12 protein-coding genes are annotated in these 15,323 nt (G+C 65.4%); 10 read left to right on the forward strand and 2 right to left on the reverse strand.

Annotated features, from left to right (window positions below; all coding sequences use genetic code 11):
• The first annotated feature begins 225 nt into the window (after positions 1-225).
• Genes KO538_RS15705 through KO538_RS15720 form a run of 4 tightly spaced genes read left to right on the forward strand, consistent with a single transcriptional unit; the run spans position 226 to position 5,793 of the window.
• Complete coding sequence (locus tag KO538_RS15705) at positions 226-1,536, forward strand: O-acetylhomoserine aminocarboxypropyltransferase (RefSeq protein ID WP_219328876.1); 1,311 nt, start codon at positions 226-228, stop codon at positions 1,534-1,536.
• Between the two features lies 1 nt (position 1,537).
• Positions 1,538-2,350, forward strand: coding sequence for an alpha/beta fold hydrolase (locus tag KO538_RS15710; RefSeq protein ID WP_219328877.1), 813 nt, complete (start codon positions 1,538-1,540; stop codon positions 2,348-2,350).
• Positions 2,351-2,374: 24 nt separating this feature from the next.
• Positions 2,375-3,766 carry a PoNe immunity protein domain-containing protein gene (locus tag KO538_RS15715; protein ID WP_219328878.1) on the forward strand — a complete coding sequence of 464 codons (1,392 nt, stop codon included), beginning with the start codon at positions 2,375-2,377 and terminating at the stop codon, positions 3,764-3,766.
• A 26-nt stretch (positions 3,767-3,792) separates the two neighbouring features.
• A complete protein-coding gene (locus KO538_RS15720; RefSeq protein WP_219328879.1) occupies positions 3,793-5,793 on the forward strand; it encodes a WG repeat-containing protein in 2,001 nt (666 codons plus the stop codon).
• Positions 5,794-5,814: 21 nt separating this feature from the next.
• Here the strand turns inward: KO538_RS15720 and KO538_RS15725 are convergent, their stop codons facing one another.
• Together KO538_RS15725 and KO538_RS15730 are read right to left on the reverse strand one after the other, a co-directional pair.
• Positions 5,815-7,212 (reverse strand): esterase-like activity of phytase family protein, encoded by a 1,398-nt coding sequence (locus tag KO538_RS15725; RefSeq protein ID WP_219328880.1) that lies wholly within the window; start codon positions 7,210-7,212, stop codon positions 5,815-5,817.
• Positions 7,213-7,334: 122 nt separating this feature from the next.
• Positions 7,335-8,711: a YihY family inner membrane protein gene (locus KO538_RS15730; RefSeq protein WP_219328881.1), complete on the reverse strand. Its 1,377-nt coding sequence runs from the start codon at positions 8,709-8,711 to the stop codon at positions 7,335-7,337.
• A gap of 67 nt (positions 8,712-8,778) precedes the next feature.
• Here KO538_RS15730 and wrbA point away from each other — a divergent pair, with 67 nt between their 5' ends.
• Genes wrbA through KO538_RS15760 form a run of 6 tightly spaced genes read left to right on the forward strand, consistent with a single transcriptional unit; the run spans position 8,779 to position 15,289 of the window.
• Positions 8,779-9,387, forward strand: coding sequence for an NAD(P)H:quinone oxidoreductase (gene wrbA / locus KO538_RS15735; RefSeq protein ID WP_219328912.1), 609 nt, complete (start codon positions 8,779-8,781; stop codon positions 9,385-9,387).
• Positions 9,387-9,797 (forward strand): DUF2069 domain-containing protein, encoded by a 411-nt coding sequence (locus KO538_RS15740; protein ID WP_374106857.1) that lies wholly within the window; start codon positions 9,387-9,389, stop codon positions 9,795-9,797. The genes wrbA and KO538_RS15740 overlap by 1 nt, the downstream gene beginning before the upstream one ends.
• Complete coding sequence (locus KO538_RS15745) at positions 9,794-11,209, forward strand: FAD-binding oxidoreductase (RefSeq protein WP_219328883.1); 1,416 nt, start codon at positions 9,794-9,796, stop codon at positions 11,207-11,209. The genes KO538_RS15740 and KO538_RS15745 overlap by 4 nt, the downstream gene beginning before the upstream one ends.
• Positions 11,206-11,634: a DUF4124 domain-containing protein gene (locus tag KO538_RS15750; protein ID WP_152546520.1), complete on the forward strand. Its 429-nt coding sequence runs from the start codon at positions 11,206-11,208 to the stop codon at positions 11,632-11,634. The genes KO538_RS15745 and KO538_RS15750 overlap by 4 nt, the downstream gene beginning before the upstream one ends.
• Positions 11,622-14,213 carry an FtsX-like permease family protein gene (locus KO538_RS15755; RefSeq protein ID WP_219328884.1) on the forward strand — a complete coding sequence of 864 codons (2,592 nt, stop codon included), beginning with the start codon at positions 11,622-11,624 and terminating at the stop codon, positions 14,211-14,213. The genes KO538_RS15750 and KO538_RS15755 overlap by 13 nt, the downstream gene beginning before the upstream one ends.
• Positions 14,213-15,289: a carotenoid 1,2-hydratase gene (locus KO538_RS15760; RefSeq protein WP_219328885.1), complete on the forward strand. Its 1,077-nt coding sequence runs from the start codon at positions 14,213-14,215 to the stop codon at positions 15,287-15,289. The genes KO538_RS15755 and KO538_RS15760 overlap by 1 nt, the downstream gene beginning before the upstream one ends.
• Positions 15,290-15,323: the final 34 nt, after the last annotated feature.

Genomic DNA, 15,323 nt, shown 5'->3' on the forward strand with positions numbered 1-15,323 from the left:
CGTAGCCGCCTTCCCTGCGGCGCGGCGCACGCGCACAGGTCAAACAGCCCGAATATCACTGATCCGGTATCCTACCACCGCCGCACCGCGCCGGTCACTTTTTTTACACTTCAGGTTACACGCCCTGCCCGCCAGCACGGCGCCATGCGCCCTGCACAGGAGCCCTTTTGCTCCGCTGCAAATCAGGTTACGATCTTGCCACTATAAAAACTTGGCGGAGACACCATGAGCGGCCCGAAATACCCCGGTTTCGATACTTTATCCCTGCATGCGGGCGCCGCGCCCGATCCGGCCACGGGCGCACGCGCCACGCCCATCCATTTCACGTCCTCGTTTGCCTTCAAGAGTTCGGAGCATGCGGCTTCGCTATTCAATATGGAGCGGGCCGGCCACGTCTACTCGCGCATCTCGAATCCCACGAACGCCGTGCTGGAAGAGCGCATCGCCGCGCTTGAAGGCGGCGTGGCCGGCATCGCCACGGCCAGCGGCCAGGCCGCCATGCACCTGGGCCTGTCCACCATCGCCGGCGCCGGTTCGCACATCGTTGCCTCGCGCGCCCTGTACGGCGGCTCGCACAACCTGCTGGCCTACACACTGAAACGCTTCGGCATCGAGACGACCTTTGTCGACCCGCGCGACGTGGACTCTTGGCGCGCCGCCATCCGCCCGAATACCAAGATACTGTTCGCGGAAACCCTGGGCAATCCAGGTCTCGACGTGCTGGACATCCCCCGGATTGCCGCCCTCGCGCACGAACACCACTTGCCACTGATGCTCGATTCGACGTTTACCACGCCATATCTGCTGCGCCCTTTCGAACATGGCGCCGACCTGGTGTTCCACTCGGCCACCAAATTCCTGTGCGGGCACGGCACGGCCATTGGCGGCTTGCTCGTCGATGGCGGCACCTTTGACTGGCAAACGGCGTACGACAAGACGGGCCGTTTCGCCGAACTGTGCGAACCGTATGAAGGCTTCCACGGCATGGTCTTCGCCGAGGAATCGACGGTGGCACCGTTCGCCCTGCGCGCGCGGCGCGAAGGCTTGCGCGATTTCGGCGCCGTCATGAGCCCGCACAATGCCTTCGCCATCCTGCAGGGCATCGAAACCCTGGGCCTGCGCATGGACCGCCACGTGGCCAACACGCGCAAGGTGATCGATTTCCTGCTGGCCAATCCGGCCGTGGAATCCGTGTCCTATCCGGAGCTGCCCTCGCACCCCGATTACGAACTGGCGAAAACCCTGCTGCCGAAAGGCGCGGGCGGCGTGTTCACGTTCCGCCTGCGCGGCGACCGTGCGGCCGGCCAGCGCTTTGTTGACAGCCTGAAGATCTTCTCGCACCTGGCCAATGTGGGCGACGCCAAGTCGCTCGTCATCCATCCCGCCTCCACCACGCACTTCCGCGTGCCCGACGACCAGCTGGCCCAGGCGGGCATCACGCAGGGCACCATGCGCTTGTCCGTGGGACTGGAAGACGCGGACGATTTGATCGAAGACCTGGCCCGTGGCCTGAAACTGTCGCAGAAAGGCGCCTGAGATGCTGTTCACCATCGACAATACCGTCGCCTACTGCTACACGGGCGGCAAGGCTTTTAACCCACATCAGCCCACGGCCGTCTTCATCCACGGCGCGCAGAACGACCACTCCGTGTGGGCGCTGCAAACGCGCTATTTTGCCCACCATGGCTGGAACGTGCTGGCCGTCGACTTGCCAGGCCACGGGCGCAGCCTGGGCGCGGCGAAAAGCAGCGTTGAAGAGCTGGCGCGCTGGATACTGGCCGTGCTGGACGCTGCCGGCGCGGCCAAGGCCATGCTGATCGGCCACAGCATGGGTTCACTGATCGCGCTGGAAGCGGCGCACCTGGCGCCGGAGCGGGTCAGCCACCTGGCCATGCTCGGCTCCACCTACCCGATGAAAGTCTCGCCAGCGTTGCTGGAAACGTCATTGAACGACGAACAGGCGGCCATCGACATGGTCAATATCTGGTCGCACTCGTCGATCGCGCAAAAGCCGTCGTTCCCCGGCCCCGGCTTCTATGCCATGGGCGGCGCGCGGCGCCTGAAACAGCGCATCGCCGCCCTCAACCCCGATCACGTGTTTCACACGGATTTTTATGCCTGCAATGCCTATGCGAACGGCGAAATCGCCGCCGCTTCGGTACACTGCCCCACTTTATTCATTTTCGGCGCGCGCGACATGATGACGCCGCCCAAGTCGACCCGGTTGCTGACCACGTCAATAGCGCATGGCACCGTGGTGCAGGTCGACAGTGGGCACGAATTGATGGCCGAGCAGCCGGACGCCGTGCTCGACACGCTGTTCGCGTTTGCGCAAACGGCAGCGGCATGAACGCTTTTTTTAGGATAGATGCACATGTTGTTGAATACCCTGTTCGATGAATTGACTGGCCGCGGCAGCGGCACGGAAGCGGCGCGGCACGAACGCTACAACTGGCTGGAACAGCTGCGCTGCGCCAACCCGCAAGCGGACGAAAACGGCCCCATGGCGGGCATCCCCGGCCACCACTGGTACCGGCTGCCGCAGGCGCTGGTGGTGGCGGGCCAGCACACGGACCTCCTGGTCGGCACCCTGAACGCGCAATACCTGGTCTTCGCGGGCCGCCACGCGGCGGCATTCGCGGCCGAACTGGGCCTGCAATACGATGCCAACAACCGCATCGACCGCCCCGGTGGACTCGATGAACTGCTCGACGCCTATGAAGAACAGGCCGACGGCCGCTGGACCACCTTGCCGAATGAACCGCCAGCGCCACCGCTGGCCGGCTGGGACGATGTGTACTTCCGCGTGCGCGACCTCAGTGACGGCAAGGCCATCCAGAGCGTGACCACCATCGCCTACGAAAGCAGCCGCTTTCCCGGCTATACCTTGCTGGGCACGACCCTGGTAGGAGCGGGCGCCATCGCGCACGACGACGAGACGGCGCAATATTTGCAACAGGTCTTCGCCGACTGGGCCATCCAGCGCGACTGCGCCGACGCCTGCCCGGTTTCGTCCACGCCCTGGCCTTGCACGCCGCGCCAAACGCCGCCCGCACCGTTCGATTTTGCCCGTAACCTCGCCTACCTCGACGCTTTGCTGGCCGCCTACGCACGCGCACAGGTGCAGGCGGAAAACGACGGCGGCGACGCCGCCTACTGGGCATGCGCGGCCGCCAGCACGGCTTACCAGGTATTCTCGCTGCGCTACACGGCTGGCTTGCCCTTGCCGGAAGTGGAGCCAGCGCTGGAAGCGGCCGTCGTCGCCTGCGAAACGGCGCGCGCGGCCCTGGCTGCGGCCTACGATGACGATACCTTGCCCGCCTTCGACTTCGAACAGTTGACCGATTACGCGCGCACCCTGCAGCTGCTGGGCGCGACCCTGCTGTTCGGCCGCCGCGACCTGGCCATGCGCCTGGCCGCCCTGCAAACGGCCTTCGATGGCGAAGACGGCGTGTACGAAGCGCTGCTGTCCGCTGTCGATCCCCAGCGTCCCGCCATCGACGAGTGGTATTTCGCCGAGCCTTATACCGCCCTGTACGACTGCCTGGACGCAGAAGACCCTGCGCAGCAGCTCGAGCACTTGCGCCACTACCTGGCCAACTGGCACGGTGCGCTGGTCCACGAGGACTGGTTCAACGGCCATTTGCGCGCGCAGGGACTGGGCGGCTACTACGGCCTGTGGGCCTTCGAGGCAGCCGCCGCGGCCAAGCAGCTGGGCCACGAGCGCGGCGCGCTGGCGCACTGGCTCATGCCGCCGTCGCCCTGATCCCCCAACATTTTTAACGAAGAGACATGATCAATACCGCAGCCCTGTTCAGCACCGCCTTTTTACCCGGCCAGGCCGGCTTCGATACCGACGCAATCACGGGCCTGGCCGAGTGGCGGCTGGACGTACCTACGCTGTTCAAGCTGCTCGTCGGCGCCGGCACGCAAGCTGTCGCCTGGCCCATCTACGGCGATGGCGAAGACTGCCCCTGCGTACTGGCCGCACCAATGGCGCAGGCGCAGGCCAGCTGGCACGCCTTATCCGCCCTGATGGACAGGCCGCGCGACGCGGCCGCCATCGTCGCGCGCGGCGCCATCAGCGCCCTGCTGGCCAGCGGCCAGCCGTGGCTGATCCTCGATGGCGTGCAGCTGATCGCGCACGATATCGGCACGCCGGACTACGCGACCGGGCTCGACGCCCTGCGCGCCGAGGCGCAAGCCTTGCACTCTGCCCTGCTGCGCGGCGACCGGGACGCGCTGGCGCCGTTGCTGACCATCGGCGCCGCGTCGCCGGCCACCGGCTACTGGTCGGCCACGGCCAGCGCGCAGCTGGCCGATGTCGAGGAACTGGGCGCGGACGAACTGCCGTTCCTGCAAGGCCTGGAAGTGGTGGGCTGGGAAGAAGATGCGCTATGCTATGAAGTGAGCACCGCCGGCGAACCGGACGTCACCGGCCTGGTCACGCCGTATGGCCGCTGGATCGTGCCGCTGTCGCAACGCTATGTGGACCTGGGCGTTTATTATGCGGACGATGGCTGGATCACCTTTGCCACGGCGGACGCGCCCGACGCGCACGGCGTCATGGACTTGAATGGCACGCTGGTGCTGCCGCCCGCCCCCGGTGCCCTGTACGTGATCGGCCCCCACCTGCTGCAGAGAATCGATCCGGACGGCGCCAGCCGCCTGCTGCGCCTGCCCGACGGCGCGCTGCTCATCGACAGGGTGGATAACATATGCCTGCGCGAAGATGGCTTGATCGACATCGAGCGCCAAACAGACCAGGCTGACGATGACAACAAACGCAATGTGTATGGCGTGGTCGACAAGATGGGCAAGGTCGTGGTGCCGCCAGCCTACAGCTCCGTGCAGGATTTCGGCACGAAGAAAAAGATCGCCATCGTCAGCCAGCGCATCGACGGGCGCTTCCTGTTTGGCCTGGCGAATAACCAGGGCGAGCTGCTGGCGCCGTGCCAGTACGAAGCCATCGATTGCGCCACCACCTCGTCGCCACCGAAGCTGCGCAAGAACCGGATCTTCGCCATCGATGCGCAAGGCCTCGCCTGCATGCTGACGCTCGATGGAAAACCGGCTTTCACGCCGATGTACCCACCGGCCCACCATCTGCGCGGCGTAGCCGTGCAAAGCGACTTTTTATATGTGGTGAAAGATGGCATGGCCTGGAGCATGGATTTCACGGGCCAGCTGCTGGAGCAGTTCGACACTGTGGAAAACTTCAAGGCCAACATCACAGCGCAGCTCAGCGAGGCCATGGGATTGGGCAAGAAAAAGCCCGCCAAGCGCCGCAGCTTCACGCCCGCGCAAATCCTGGCCAAGGCCGACCGCGGGCAATTGCGCAGCATGGCCGCCCTGCTCTTACAAGGCGATGCGGACCTGGCCGCGCGCTGCGTGGACATGACCCTGGAAGCGCTGGCGGAGGACGACCCGGAAGAAGAGTACGACGGCGACTCGCCCGAAGCGGCGTGCTTTTTCCTTCTGTGGTCGACAGCCGCCGATACGCTGGGCCACGGCACCACCCTGGACTGGAAATCGGTCGAACAGATCGCCCTCATCGGCCGACATATCGGCCTGCCCGCGCTGCGGGACTTCCGCTGGGCGGACCAGCAAGACGGCGACGCCATGGCCGAGGGACTGGCCGCCATCGCCGCCCACCTGGCGCCGCACCAGCTGCGCCTCGTGAACATGCAGGACGGTGAGGATACGTATTATCTGGGCGTGGTGCGGGCGCAGGATGCGGAAGCGTTCAAGGCAGTGGCGCTGCAGGCGGCCTTGCGGCCGGTCCTGCTATGAGGGATTGCCGGCCTGTCGTCTTTATTTGGCGGAACGATCGAACATCGCCTTGTCAAAACGCAGGGTAATGACTTCGGTGTCGTCCGGCTTGCCTGGCTTGCGGCCGTCTTCACCCGGGTAGTTCGTGTCGATTGCCACGACCAGCGTCTGGGCATCAAGTACTTCGACGCTCTCCACCGAGTCAAAAGGCATGCTGAACTTACCCGCGGGCATATTGCTCGCCTGCCCGCCTATGCCTTTGGGGTCGGAGATGTTCAGCAAGTCCACCAACAGCGTTTTCTTGAGCGCGCCGTCAGCGTCTTTTTCTTTCAAGTCCACCAGGTACAGGCGCTTGATCACGGCCTTGGCGCCCCAGAACCCGTCGCGTTCGATCAGCACGAACTTGCTGCCGCCGACATTGGTCATGTCGCCGATCACGACGCCATTGTCCTTGACCGCGCCATCCTTGCGGTACACGAGGTTCTTGCCCGTGTAGCGCATGGTGCCGGGGTCGAACTCGAAGATGTTCAGGTAGCGCTCATCGGCTGCGACGGGCCGCAGCGACGGGTCGCTTGGCGCCGCTTCCGGCACCGCGTAGAGCAGGCTGCGGTCGGCGTTGTAGGCCAGGCTTTCGAAGCCGCGGCTGCCTGACAAGGTGATGCTGGCGCCCTTGCCCAGCACTTCCGGATTGGCCGGGCTGCGCAGGAAAGGATGGGGAACCGGGTCGCCCATCAGCGTGCCGTTTTTGTCGAAGTGCAGGATATAGGGGCCGAATTCCTCGCCCACGAAGTAAGTACCGTCGGCAGCGCGCGCGAGCGACTCGATGTCGAAATCAAAACCGGTCAGCAAGCGGCCAGCGCGAATGCGCGCATCCACGGCGATACCGCTGTCGGCAAAGACCAGGCCGCCGGTGGTGTTGCTGGGGTAGTTGACGTAGTCGGCCGTGATTTTCAGGTCAACGCCCTTGCCATCGTTTAAGAAACCCTTGGCGTCGTTGAAGGCCAGGAAGCTGTTGAGCTTGATGCTGCCAGGCGTCTTGCTGGCGTCAGCGGCCGTGCGGAAGTTGATGCTGGCGTTATACAGGCCGAGCACGAAATCGGCCGAATTGCCCTTGGCGCCATAGCCATTGTCGGCCATGGCAGTCCAGCTGCCGTCGTCATTCCTGAGCAGCGCGGAAAAGCCGGGAATCGGCACGCCACTGGCAAACGGCGGGGTGACGCCCAGCACTGCGGCTGTGAACTGTCCCGTAACCGGCCCTGGCCAGCGCGCCGTGTCAGGCAGCGCTGCCCAGCCGGCAAGCTGGTGCGGCAAGCCTTCCCCGTCCTTGGGCGCAGCCTCAGGAGCGGCAGAGGAACTGCCGCCGCAGGCAGCGAGCACGCCGCTGATCACCACGATGGCCAAGCCGCGGCACACATTCAAACCGCTCAAATGACAACGCATATTTGCTTCCTCAACAAGATGAATGAAGAGGAAAGCTTACCGGCCTTCGGTGACCAGTTTATGACATGCGCGCCCTATCGTGCGGGGCATAGGCGGGCAAGGAAGCGCGCGGCCGGGGCCCGTCACGCGCAGCGCACTACCCCAAAATGCTGGGCCAGACTCAAACCCAGACCCTGCTCCACGGCGCTTTCCACCTGCGCCGCCAGCGCGGCCGCTTCCTCGGCCGCCTTGATGTCGCGTTCATTCGTGGAACCGGCCGGGTAACCGGAGTTCACGCGCATGCCGCCGAAGACGAATAAACGGTAGACGTCGGCCAGGCTGATACGGTTGACGTTGCCCAGCAAGACCCAGTGGTCGGAACTGTCGGCCACGCGCTTGCCCCACTGCACGCGCACGGCGCCATCCACGTTGACTCGGCCTACCCAGCCCTGCTGCACCATCTTGTCGAGCAGGGTTTCCATCTCTTCGAAGCCCAGGCGCGTGCTGCGGCGGATCTCGGCCGCGCCCACCAGGGCCGAATCGGCGCAGTGGCAAGCCTGGTGCAACACTTTCAGGATGGCGACGGCGTCGACGAATTCGCTGCCCGGTGCCGCTTCGTACCACCAGCGTTCATATTTTACGACGGGCAAGGCGGCCACCAGCAAGGCGCCCACCAGGGTGATCATCCAGCTCAGGTATATCCACACGAGGAACAGCGGCAAGGCGGCCAGCGCGCCGTAGATGCGCGAATACGTGGGGAACTCCTGGATGAATTCGCCGAAACCGCGCTTGGCCACCTCGAACGCCAGCGCGGCCAGCAAGCCGCCCCAGGCCGCGTCGCGCCAGTCCACGTCGCGGTTCGGCACGGCGATGTACAGCAGGGTAAACGCCAGCATGGTCAGGCCGATCGACACCAGCGTATAAAACACGGCGCCGATGAAAGGCACGGCGCCCACCACGCCGCTGGTGGCCATGAAGAGGCGCGAGGTCACCGTCAGCGACACGCCCACCAGCAGCGGTCCCAGGGTGACGATGGCCCAGTAAACCAGTAGACGCTTGGTCCAGCGGCGCTCCTGGCGCACGCGCCAGATGCGGTTGAAGACGCGCTCGATCAAGCCCATCATGCCTATCGACGTGACGATCAGGGCGCCCGCGCCGATGGCCGACAGGCGCGTGGCCTTCGATGCAAACGTGGTCAGATAATCGAGGATGGTGTTCGATATCCCCTTGGGCATCACGCTTTGCACGAAATAATCTTCCAGCGCGTGGCGGAAGGTATTAAACAGGGGGAACGTGGTGAAGATCGCCAGGGCCAGGGTGAGCAGGGGCACCAGCGCGAACACGGTGGCGAACGTCAGGCTGCCGGCCACTTGCGGCAGGCTTTCCTCGCGCACGCGGCGGCGCGCGAACTGCAGCAGGTCGCGCGTTTCGGACCACGTCAGGCCGCGCACAATGTCGGCACCGATGTGCAGGGTGCGCCACAGGTATTGAAAGAACGGGAATATATATTTTGAAAACATGTGCAAAATCAGAACGGCGCCATGACAGCAGTCGTATCAGGCTGTAAAGCGCCCTATAATACCAATGATGAAGCCAACCAATCTGATTATTCTCGTATTGTTTTATTCACGCCATGGCGCCACGCGCCAGTTGGCCGAGCTGATAGCCCAGGGAGTGGAAAGCGTGCCCGGTTGCGATGCGCGCCTGCGCACCGTGCCCGCCGTCTCGACGGTGGCCGAAGCGACGGCGCCCGAAGTGCCGCCTGATGGCGCTCCTTATGTGGAACTGGACGATTTGCAGGAATGCGCGGGCCTGGCCCTGGGCTCGCCCACGCGCTTCGGCAACATGGCCGCCGCCATGAAGTACTTCTGGGATGGCACGGCCAGCGACTGGCTGGCCGGCAGCCTGTCCGGCAAGCCCGCCTGCGTGTTCACGTCCACTGGCAGCCTGCACGGCGGCCAGGAATCGACCCTGCTGTCGATGATGATCCCCCTTTTCCACCATGGCATGCTGGTCATGGGCCTGCCCTACACGCATCCAGAACTGATGACGACGTCCACGGGCGGCTCGCCGTATGGCGCCACGCACTGGTCGGGCATCGACGGCGACAAGACCCTGAGCGACGATGAAAAGCGATTGGCCATCGCCCTGGGCCGGCGCCTGGCGGAAACCGCCGCGAAACTGGCAGGCGCATGATGCACGGCGTACTGCACAAGTATTTTCACTGGGGCGCCATCGCCAGCCTCGTCACGCTGATCGTCTGGTGCGTGCTGTGGGAAACCGTCGTCGCCCCGCTGCACCCGGGCGGCTCCTGGGTCGTCCTGAAGGCCGCGCCCCTGCTCATCCCACTGTACGGCGTCATCAAGCGCGACGTCTATACCCTGCAATGGTCGTCGATGGTGATCCTGCTGTACTTCACGGAAGGCGTGGTGCGCGGCTACAGCGACACGAACGCCACCTCGGCCATGATGGCCTGGGGCGAGGCAGCCATCGTCTGCATCTATTTTGTCTGCGCCGTGCTGTATCTGCGCCCGTATAAAAAGGCGGCCAAGCGCATGGCCAAAGAGCTGCTGGAAAAAGTGAATAAAGTGAGCATCAAGAAATGACTGACCAAACAGATTTCCTCGCCGCCTGCCGCGACCTGCTGGGCGACACTTATGTACTCACCAACGACGCCGACATGGCCCCCTTCCTCACCGACTGGCGCGACCGGTTTACGGGCAAGGCCCTGGCCGTGCTGCGTCCCGCCACGGTGGAACAGGTGGCGGGCGTGCTGCGCGCCTGCGCGCAATGGCAGGTGCCCGTCGTGCCGCAGGGCGGCAATACGGGCCTGGTGCTGGGCAGCATTCCGGACGCCGCCGGCACGGCCGTCGTGCTGTCGCTGGCGCGCCTGAACAGCATCCGCGCGCTCGATCCCGTCAACCGCACCATCACGGTCGATGCGGGCTGCATTTTGCAAACCATCCAGGAAGCGGCCAGCGCCGCCGGCTGTCTGTTCCCCCTGTCGCTGGCGGCCGAAGGCAGTTGCACCATCGGGGGGAATTTGGCGACGAACGCGGGCGGCACGGCCGTGCTGCGTTACGGGAATACGCGCGAGCTGTGCCTGGGCCTGGAAGTGGTCACGCCGCAGGGCGAAATCTGGAGCGGCTTGCGCGGCCTGCGCAAGGATAATACCGGCTACGATTTGCGCGACCTGTACATCGGCGCGGAAGGTACCCTGGGCGTCATCACGGGCGCCGTCATGAAACTGTATCCACAGCCGAAAGCCTGCATCACGGCGCTGGCCGCCATGCCTTCGCCCGCCCACGCCCTGCGTTTATTAAGCCTGATGCAGGACCATTGCGGCGCCAGCCTGACGGGTTTTGAACTGATGTCGCAATACTGTTTGCAGCTGGTGGCGGAACAGTTTCCGCAGCTGCCGCGTCCTTTCGCCGAAGCCCACGGACAATACGTTCTGCTGGAATTATCGAGCAGCCAGTCCGAGGCGCACGCAGTGGAATTGCTGGAAGCGAGCATCGGCGCGGCACTGGAAGACGAATTGATAGCCGACGCCGTCGTCGCCAGTTCCGTGGCGCAGTCCGAGGGACTATGGCAGCTGCGTGAACACATCCCGCTGGCGCAGGCGCAGGCGGGCAAGAACATCAAGCACGATATCTCGCTGCCGATTTCCTGCATCGCCGATTTCATCGCCGTCACGGATGCGGCCCTGGCAACGGCCTTCCCCGGCTGCCAGCTCGTGTGCTTCGGCCACCTGGGCGATGGCAACCTGCACTACAACGTGGCGCCGCCCGCCGGCATGACGGACCGCGACTTCCTGGCCAACCAGGATGCGATCAACCGCATCGTGCATGACCAGGTCCACGGCTTCGGCGGTTCGATTTCGGCCGAACACGGCATCGGCGCGCTGAAGAAGGACGATCTGGCCCGCTACAAGTCGCCGCTGGAACTGCAGCTGATGCGGACTGTCAAACAGGCGCTGGACCCGCAGAACATCATGAATCCGGGGAAGATATTGTGACATCGCCGTCCCTCCTGCTATGTGCCATGGTCTTGCTGGCCGGCTCCGCCGGTGCGCAGGACGTCTACAAATGCGTGCAGGATGGGCAGACCAGTTACAGCGCCACGCCCTGCACGGGTGGGCAATTGCAGATACTGGAAGTCCCCTCGCCTCCGCCCGCCGTCGACAAGGGTGCGGCCACGCGCCAGGAACGGGTGGCCAGTCAGTTGGAGGCGGCACGCAAGAAGCAGGAAAATCTGGCTGACCAGGCGCGCGAACGGGCCGCCAAGCAGAAGGAAACGCGCGACAAGCATTGCGCGCAGCTGCGCCTGGAGCAGAAATGGGCTGCACAGGACGCCGTCGGCGCGGGCGATAAAACCCGCGACGCGGCGCAACTGAAAGCGCGGCGCGCCGGCGAACGCCTGGCCGTCGAATGCCTGAATTGAGTGCGCCGCTGGCCAGCCCGGCGACGACGCGCCTGCTGTCGCGCTGGCTGCTGCTGGGCGAGTGGCGCTTTCACCCCGTGCGCGCCTTCGTCGCCATCCTGGCCATCGCCATCGGCGTGTCGCTGGGCTTTGCCATCCATCTGATCAACGCGGCTGCCTTCAATGAATTTTCCACGGCCGTCAAAAGCCTGTCCGGCCAGGCCGACGTCCAGGTGGCCGGGCGCGAAGCGCTGTTCGATGAAGCCATCTACCCGCAGCTGGCGCAGCGCGACGGCGTGGCCGTGGCCTCGCCCGTGCTGGAACTGCAAGCCGGCGTGGCCGGCAAGAAGGACGGCGGCCCGCTGCACATCCTGGCGCTCGACGTCTTCCGCGCCGGCTTCATCTCGCCCGATCTGATCGGCGCGCCGGCCGAAGGCCAGCCTTTCGACACCTTGGCCGACGACGCCGTCTTTCTGTCGCCGGCCGCCTTGCGCTGGCTGGCCGTGGCCGAAGGCGGCCAGGTCGCCCTGCAATCGGGCACGGGCACGGTGTCCCTGCGCGTGGCCGGTTCGCTGCAGGGCGCGCGCGCCGGCCAGCGCATCGCCGTGATGGATATCGGCGCGGCGCAGTGGCGCTTCAACAAGCTGGGCAAGCTGTCGCGCATCGACTTGAAACTACGCCAGGGCGTGAACCGCGACGCCTTCCAGGCGGACCTGGCGCGGACGCTGGAAGCGCAGTATCCGGGGCGTTTCCAGGTGGGCCAGCCCAATGACGAAAACCAGAATAGCCGCAACAATAACCTGAGCCGCGCCTACCGCGTCAACCTGACGGTGCTGGCCCTCGTCGCCCTGTTTACGGGCGCCTTTTTGGTCTTTTCCACGCAGGCCCTGTCCGTCATCCGCCGCCGCGGCCAATTCGCGCTGCTGCGCGTGCTGGGCATGGAGCGGGGCCAGTTGCTGCGCCAGGTGCTGCTGGAAGGCGCCAGCCTCGGTGTCGTCGGTGCGGCTCTCGGCATCGCCGGCGGTTACGCCATGGCCGCCGTGGCCCTGCGCTTTTTCGGCGGCGACCTGGGCGCCGGCTATTTCGCGGGTGTGCAGCCGCAGGTGCAATTCACGCCCGTCGCCGCCTTTGTCTATTTCGCGCTGGGCCTCGGCGTCGCCTTGCTGGGCTGCGCCGCGCCCGCGCTGGAAGCGGCCCGCGCGGCCCCCGCCATCGCCCTGAAATCGGGCAGCGAGGAAGTCGTGACGACGCGCCTAGCAAAAACCTGGCCGGCGCTGGCTTGTTTGCTGCTGGCAGGCGCCTTGACCTTCCTGCCGCCCGTGTTCGAGCTGCCCCTGTTCGGCTACCTGTCCATTGCGCTGCTGCTGATCGGCGCCATCGCCCTGATGCCGCAACTGGCCGCCGTCGTCTTCCGTTTCCTGCAACGCACCTGGCTGCGCACGGAAACGAGCAAACATGCGCCCGTGCGCAGCCTGACCCTGGCGCGCCTGGCGAACGCCTCGGGCCAGGCAGGCATCGCCCTCGGCGGCGTGCTGTCGAGTTTTAGCCTGATGGTGGCGATGGCCATCATGGTGTCGAGTTTCCGCGTCTCCGTCGATGACTGGCTGCTGCAGATCTTGCCCGCCGACGTGTATGCGCGCACGGCCGCCAGCGGCGGCACGGCAGGCTTGAACCCGCGCGAACAGGCGAGCATCACCGCCTTGCCCGAAGTGGCCAGGGTGGATTTCCAGCGCGTGCGTTCGCTGTCGCTGGCGCCGGACCGCCCGAACGTGGCGCTGCTGGCGCGCCCCATCAATTTGCAAGACCCGGGCAAGAGCATGGTGCTGGTGGGCGACACCTTGCCCGTGCCGGCAAGCAGCCGGCCCGTGTGGCTGTCCGAAGCGGCGGCCGACCTGTATAACGTCAATCCTGGCCAGCAGATCGCCCTGCCGCTGGCGGGCGGCTTGCACCGGTTCTTTGTTGCCGGCATCTGGCGCGACTATGCGCGCTCGTCCGGCGCCATCCAGATGCCGCTCGACGATTACCGCGCGCTGACCCGCGACAATGACGTGAGCGATGCGGCCCTGTGGCTGGCCAAGGACGCCACGGGCGACGCGTTGCAACAGCGCCTGAAAGCGCTGCCGTTCGGCGCCAGCCTGGAAGTGTCGAACCCGTCGGCCATCCGCGCCCTGAGCCTGCAGATCTTCGACCGCAGCTTCGCCGTCACGTATCTGCTGGAAGCCATCGCCATCGTCATCGGCCTGTTCGGCGTGGCCGCCACGTTTTCCGCACAAACCCTGGCGCGCGCGCGCGAATTCGGCATGCTGCGCCACGTCGGCGTGACGCGCGGGCAGATCTTATCCATCCTGGCGCTCGAAGGCGGCGCGCTGACGGCGCTGGGCATCGCCACCGGTTTTGTCCTGGGCCTGTTGATCAGCTTTGTGCTCGTCTTCATCGTCAATCCCCAATCGTTCCACTGGACCATGCAGCTGCACCTGCCGTGGCCCCTGATCGCCACGGTGGCCGGCGCTCTGCTGACGGCGGCCGCCGCCACGGCGCTGATCGCGGGCCGCCAGGCACTGTCCGCTGGCCCCATCCGCGCCGTCAGGGAGGACTGGTAATGCGCCATACTTTCATCTTGTTGCTTGCGCTGGCCTTGCCTGCGTTGGCCGCGCCACCCGCCTTCGCCCCCGTCACGCCGCTGCCGGCCGGCCAGACCCTGCGCCTGCCGCACGACTTCGGCGCCCATCCCGCCTATAAAACGGAATGGTGGTATGCCACGGGCTGGGTAAAAACCGCCGGCGGCGAGCAGCTGGGCTACCAGGTAACCTTCTTTCGCAGCGCCACGGCCACCGACGCGGACAACCCCAGCGCGTTTGCACCGAAACAGCTGATCATCGGCCATGCGGCCCTGTCCGACCCGAAGGTGGGCAAGCTGCTGCACGACGAGAAAAGCGCGCGCGAAGGCTTCGGCCTGGCCTACGCCAAGGTGGGCGACACGGACGTGAAGCTCGACGATTGGCGCATGCGGCGGCAAAAAGACGGCAGCTACCGGGTCAGCCTGGCCGCGCGCGAATTCAACTTGCAGCTGACCCTGGCCCCCACCCAGGCCGTGCTGCTGCAGGGCGAGAACGGTTATTCGCGCAAGGGCGCGCGGCCCGCGCAATCGAGTTACTACTACAGCGAGCCGCAGCTGCGCACGACGGGCACGATCGCGCGCGCGGGCGGCAAGCCGGAAGCCGTGACGGGCGCCACCTGGCTCGATCACGAGTGGTCGAGCCAGGTGCTCGATGCGGACGCCAGCGGCTGGAACTGGATAGGCGCCAACCTCGATGACGGCGGCGCCCTGATGGCCTTCCAGATCCGCAGCAAGACAGGTGCTAAACTATGGGCGCACGCGACATGGCGAGATGCGTCCGGTAAGATGACGCAGTTCGGGCCCGGCGACGTCGATTTCACGCCCACGCAGCTGTGGCGTTCGCCCCGCACGCAAGCCGAATACCCGGTCGCCACCGAGATCCGCACTGGCGTCACGCGCTGGCACATCAAGCCGCTGCAGCCGGACCAGGAACTCGATTCGCGCCGCTCGACGGGGGCCGTGTACTGGGAAGGCGCCGTGACGGTGGAGCGCGACGGCCAGCCGGTGGGCCGCGCCTACCTGGAAATGACGGGCTACGTCCAGCCGATGAAGTTATAAGCAGTACAAAATACAGTAAAGACTAAGCGAAAAA

It is taken from the genome of Janthinobacterium sp. NKUCC08_JDC (assembly GCF_019345575.1).
GTDB classification, from domain to species: domain Bacteria; phylum Pseudomonadota; class Gammaproteobacteria; order Burkholderiales; family Burkholderiaceae_D; genus Janthinobacterium; species Janthinobacterium aestuarii.

Excerpts from the sequence above, each read along its gene's own strand:
- KO538_RS15720 (WP_219328879.1), top strand. The coding sequence starts at position 3,793 with ATGATCAATACCGCAGCCCTGTTCAGCACCGCCTTTTTACCCGGCCAG.
- KO538_RS15760 (WP_219328885.1), top strand. The coding sequence starts at position 14,213 with ATGCGCCATACTTTCATCTTGTTGCTTGCGCTGGCCTTGCCTGCGTTG.
- KO538_RS15705 (WP_219328876.1), top strand. The coding sequence starts at position 226 with ATGAGCGGCCCGAAATACCCCGGTTTCGATACTTTATCCCTGCATGCG.
- KO538_RS15710 (WP_219328877.1), top strand. The coding sequence starts at position 1,538 with ATGCTGTTCACCATCGACAATACCGTCGCCTACTGCTACACGGGCGGC.
- KO538_RS15755 (WP_219328884.1), top strand. The coding sequence starts at position 11,622 with ATGCCTGAATTGAGTGCGCCGCTGGCCAGCCCGGCGACGACGCGCCTG.
- KO538_RS15745 (WP_219328883.1), top strand. The coding sequence starts at position 9,794 with ATGACTGACCAAACAGATTTCCTCGCCGCCTGCCGCGACCTGCTGGGC.
- wrbA (WP_219328912.1), top strand. The coding sequence starts at position 8,779 with ATGAAGCCAACCAATCTGATTATTCTCGTATTGTTTTATTCACGCCAT.
- KO538_RS15715 (WP_219328878.1), top strand. The coding sequence starts at position 2,375 with ATGTTGTTGAATACCCTGTTCGATGAATTGACTGGCCGCGGCAGCGGC.
- KO538_RS15740 (WP_374106857.1), top strand. The coding sequence starts at position 9,387 with ATGCACGGCGTACTGCACAAGTATTTTCACTGGGGCGCCATCGCCAGC.
- KO538_RS15730 (WP_219328881.1), bottom strand. The coding sequence starts at position 8,711 with ATGTTTTCAAAATATATATTCCCGTTCTTTCAATACCTGTGGCGCACC.
- KO538_RS15725 (WP_219328880.1), bottom strand. The coding sequence starts at position 7,212 with ATGCGTTGTCATTTGAGCGGTTTGAATGTGTGCCGCGGCTTGGCCATC.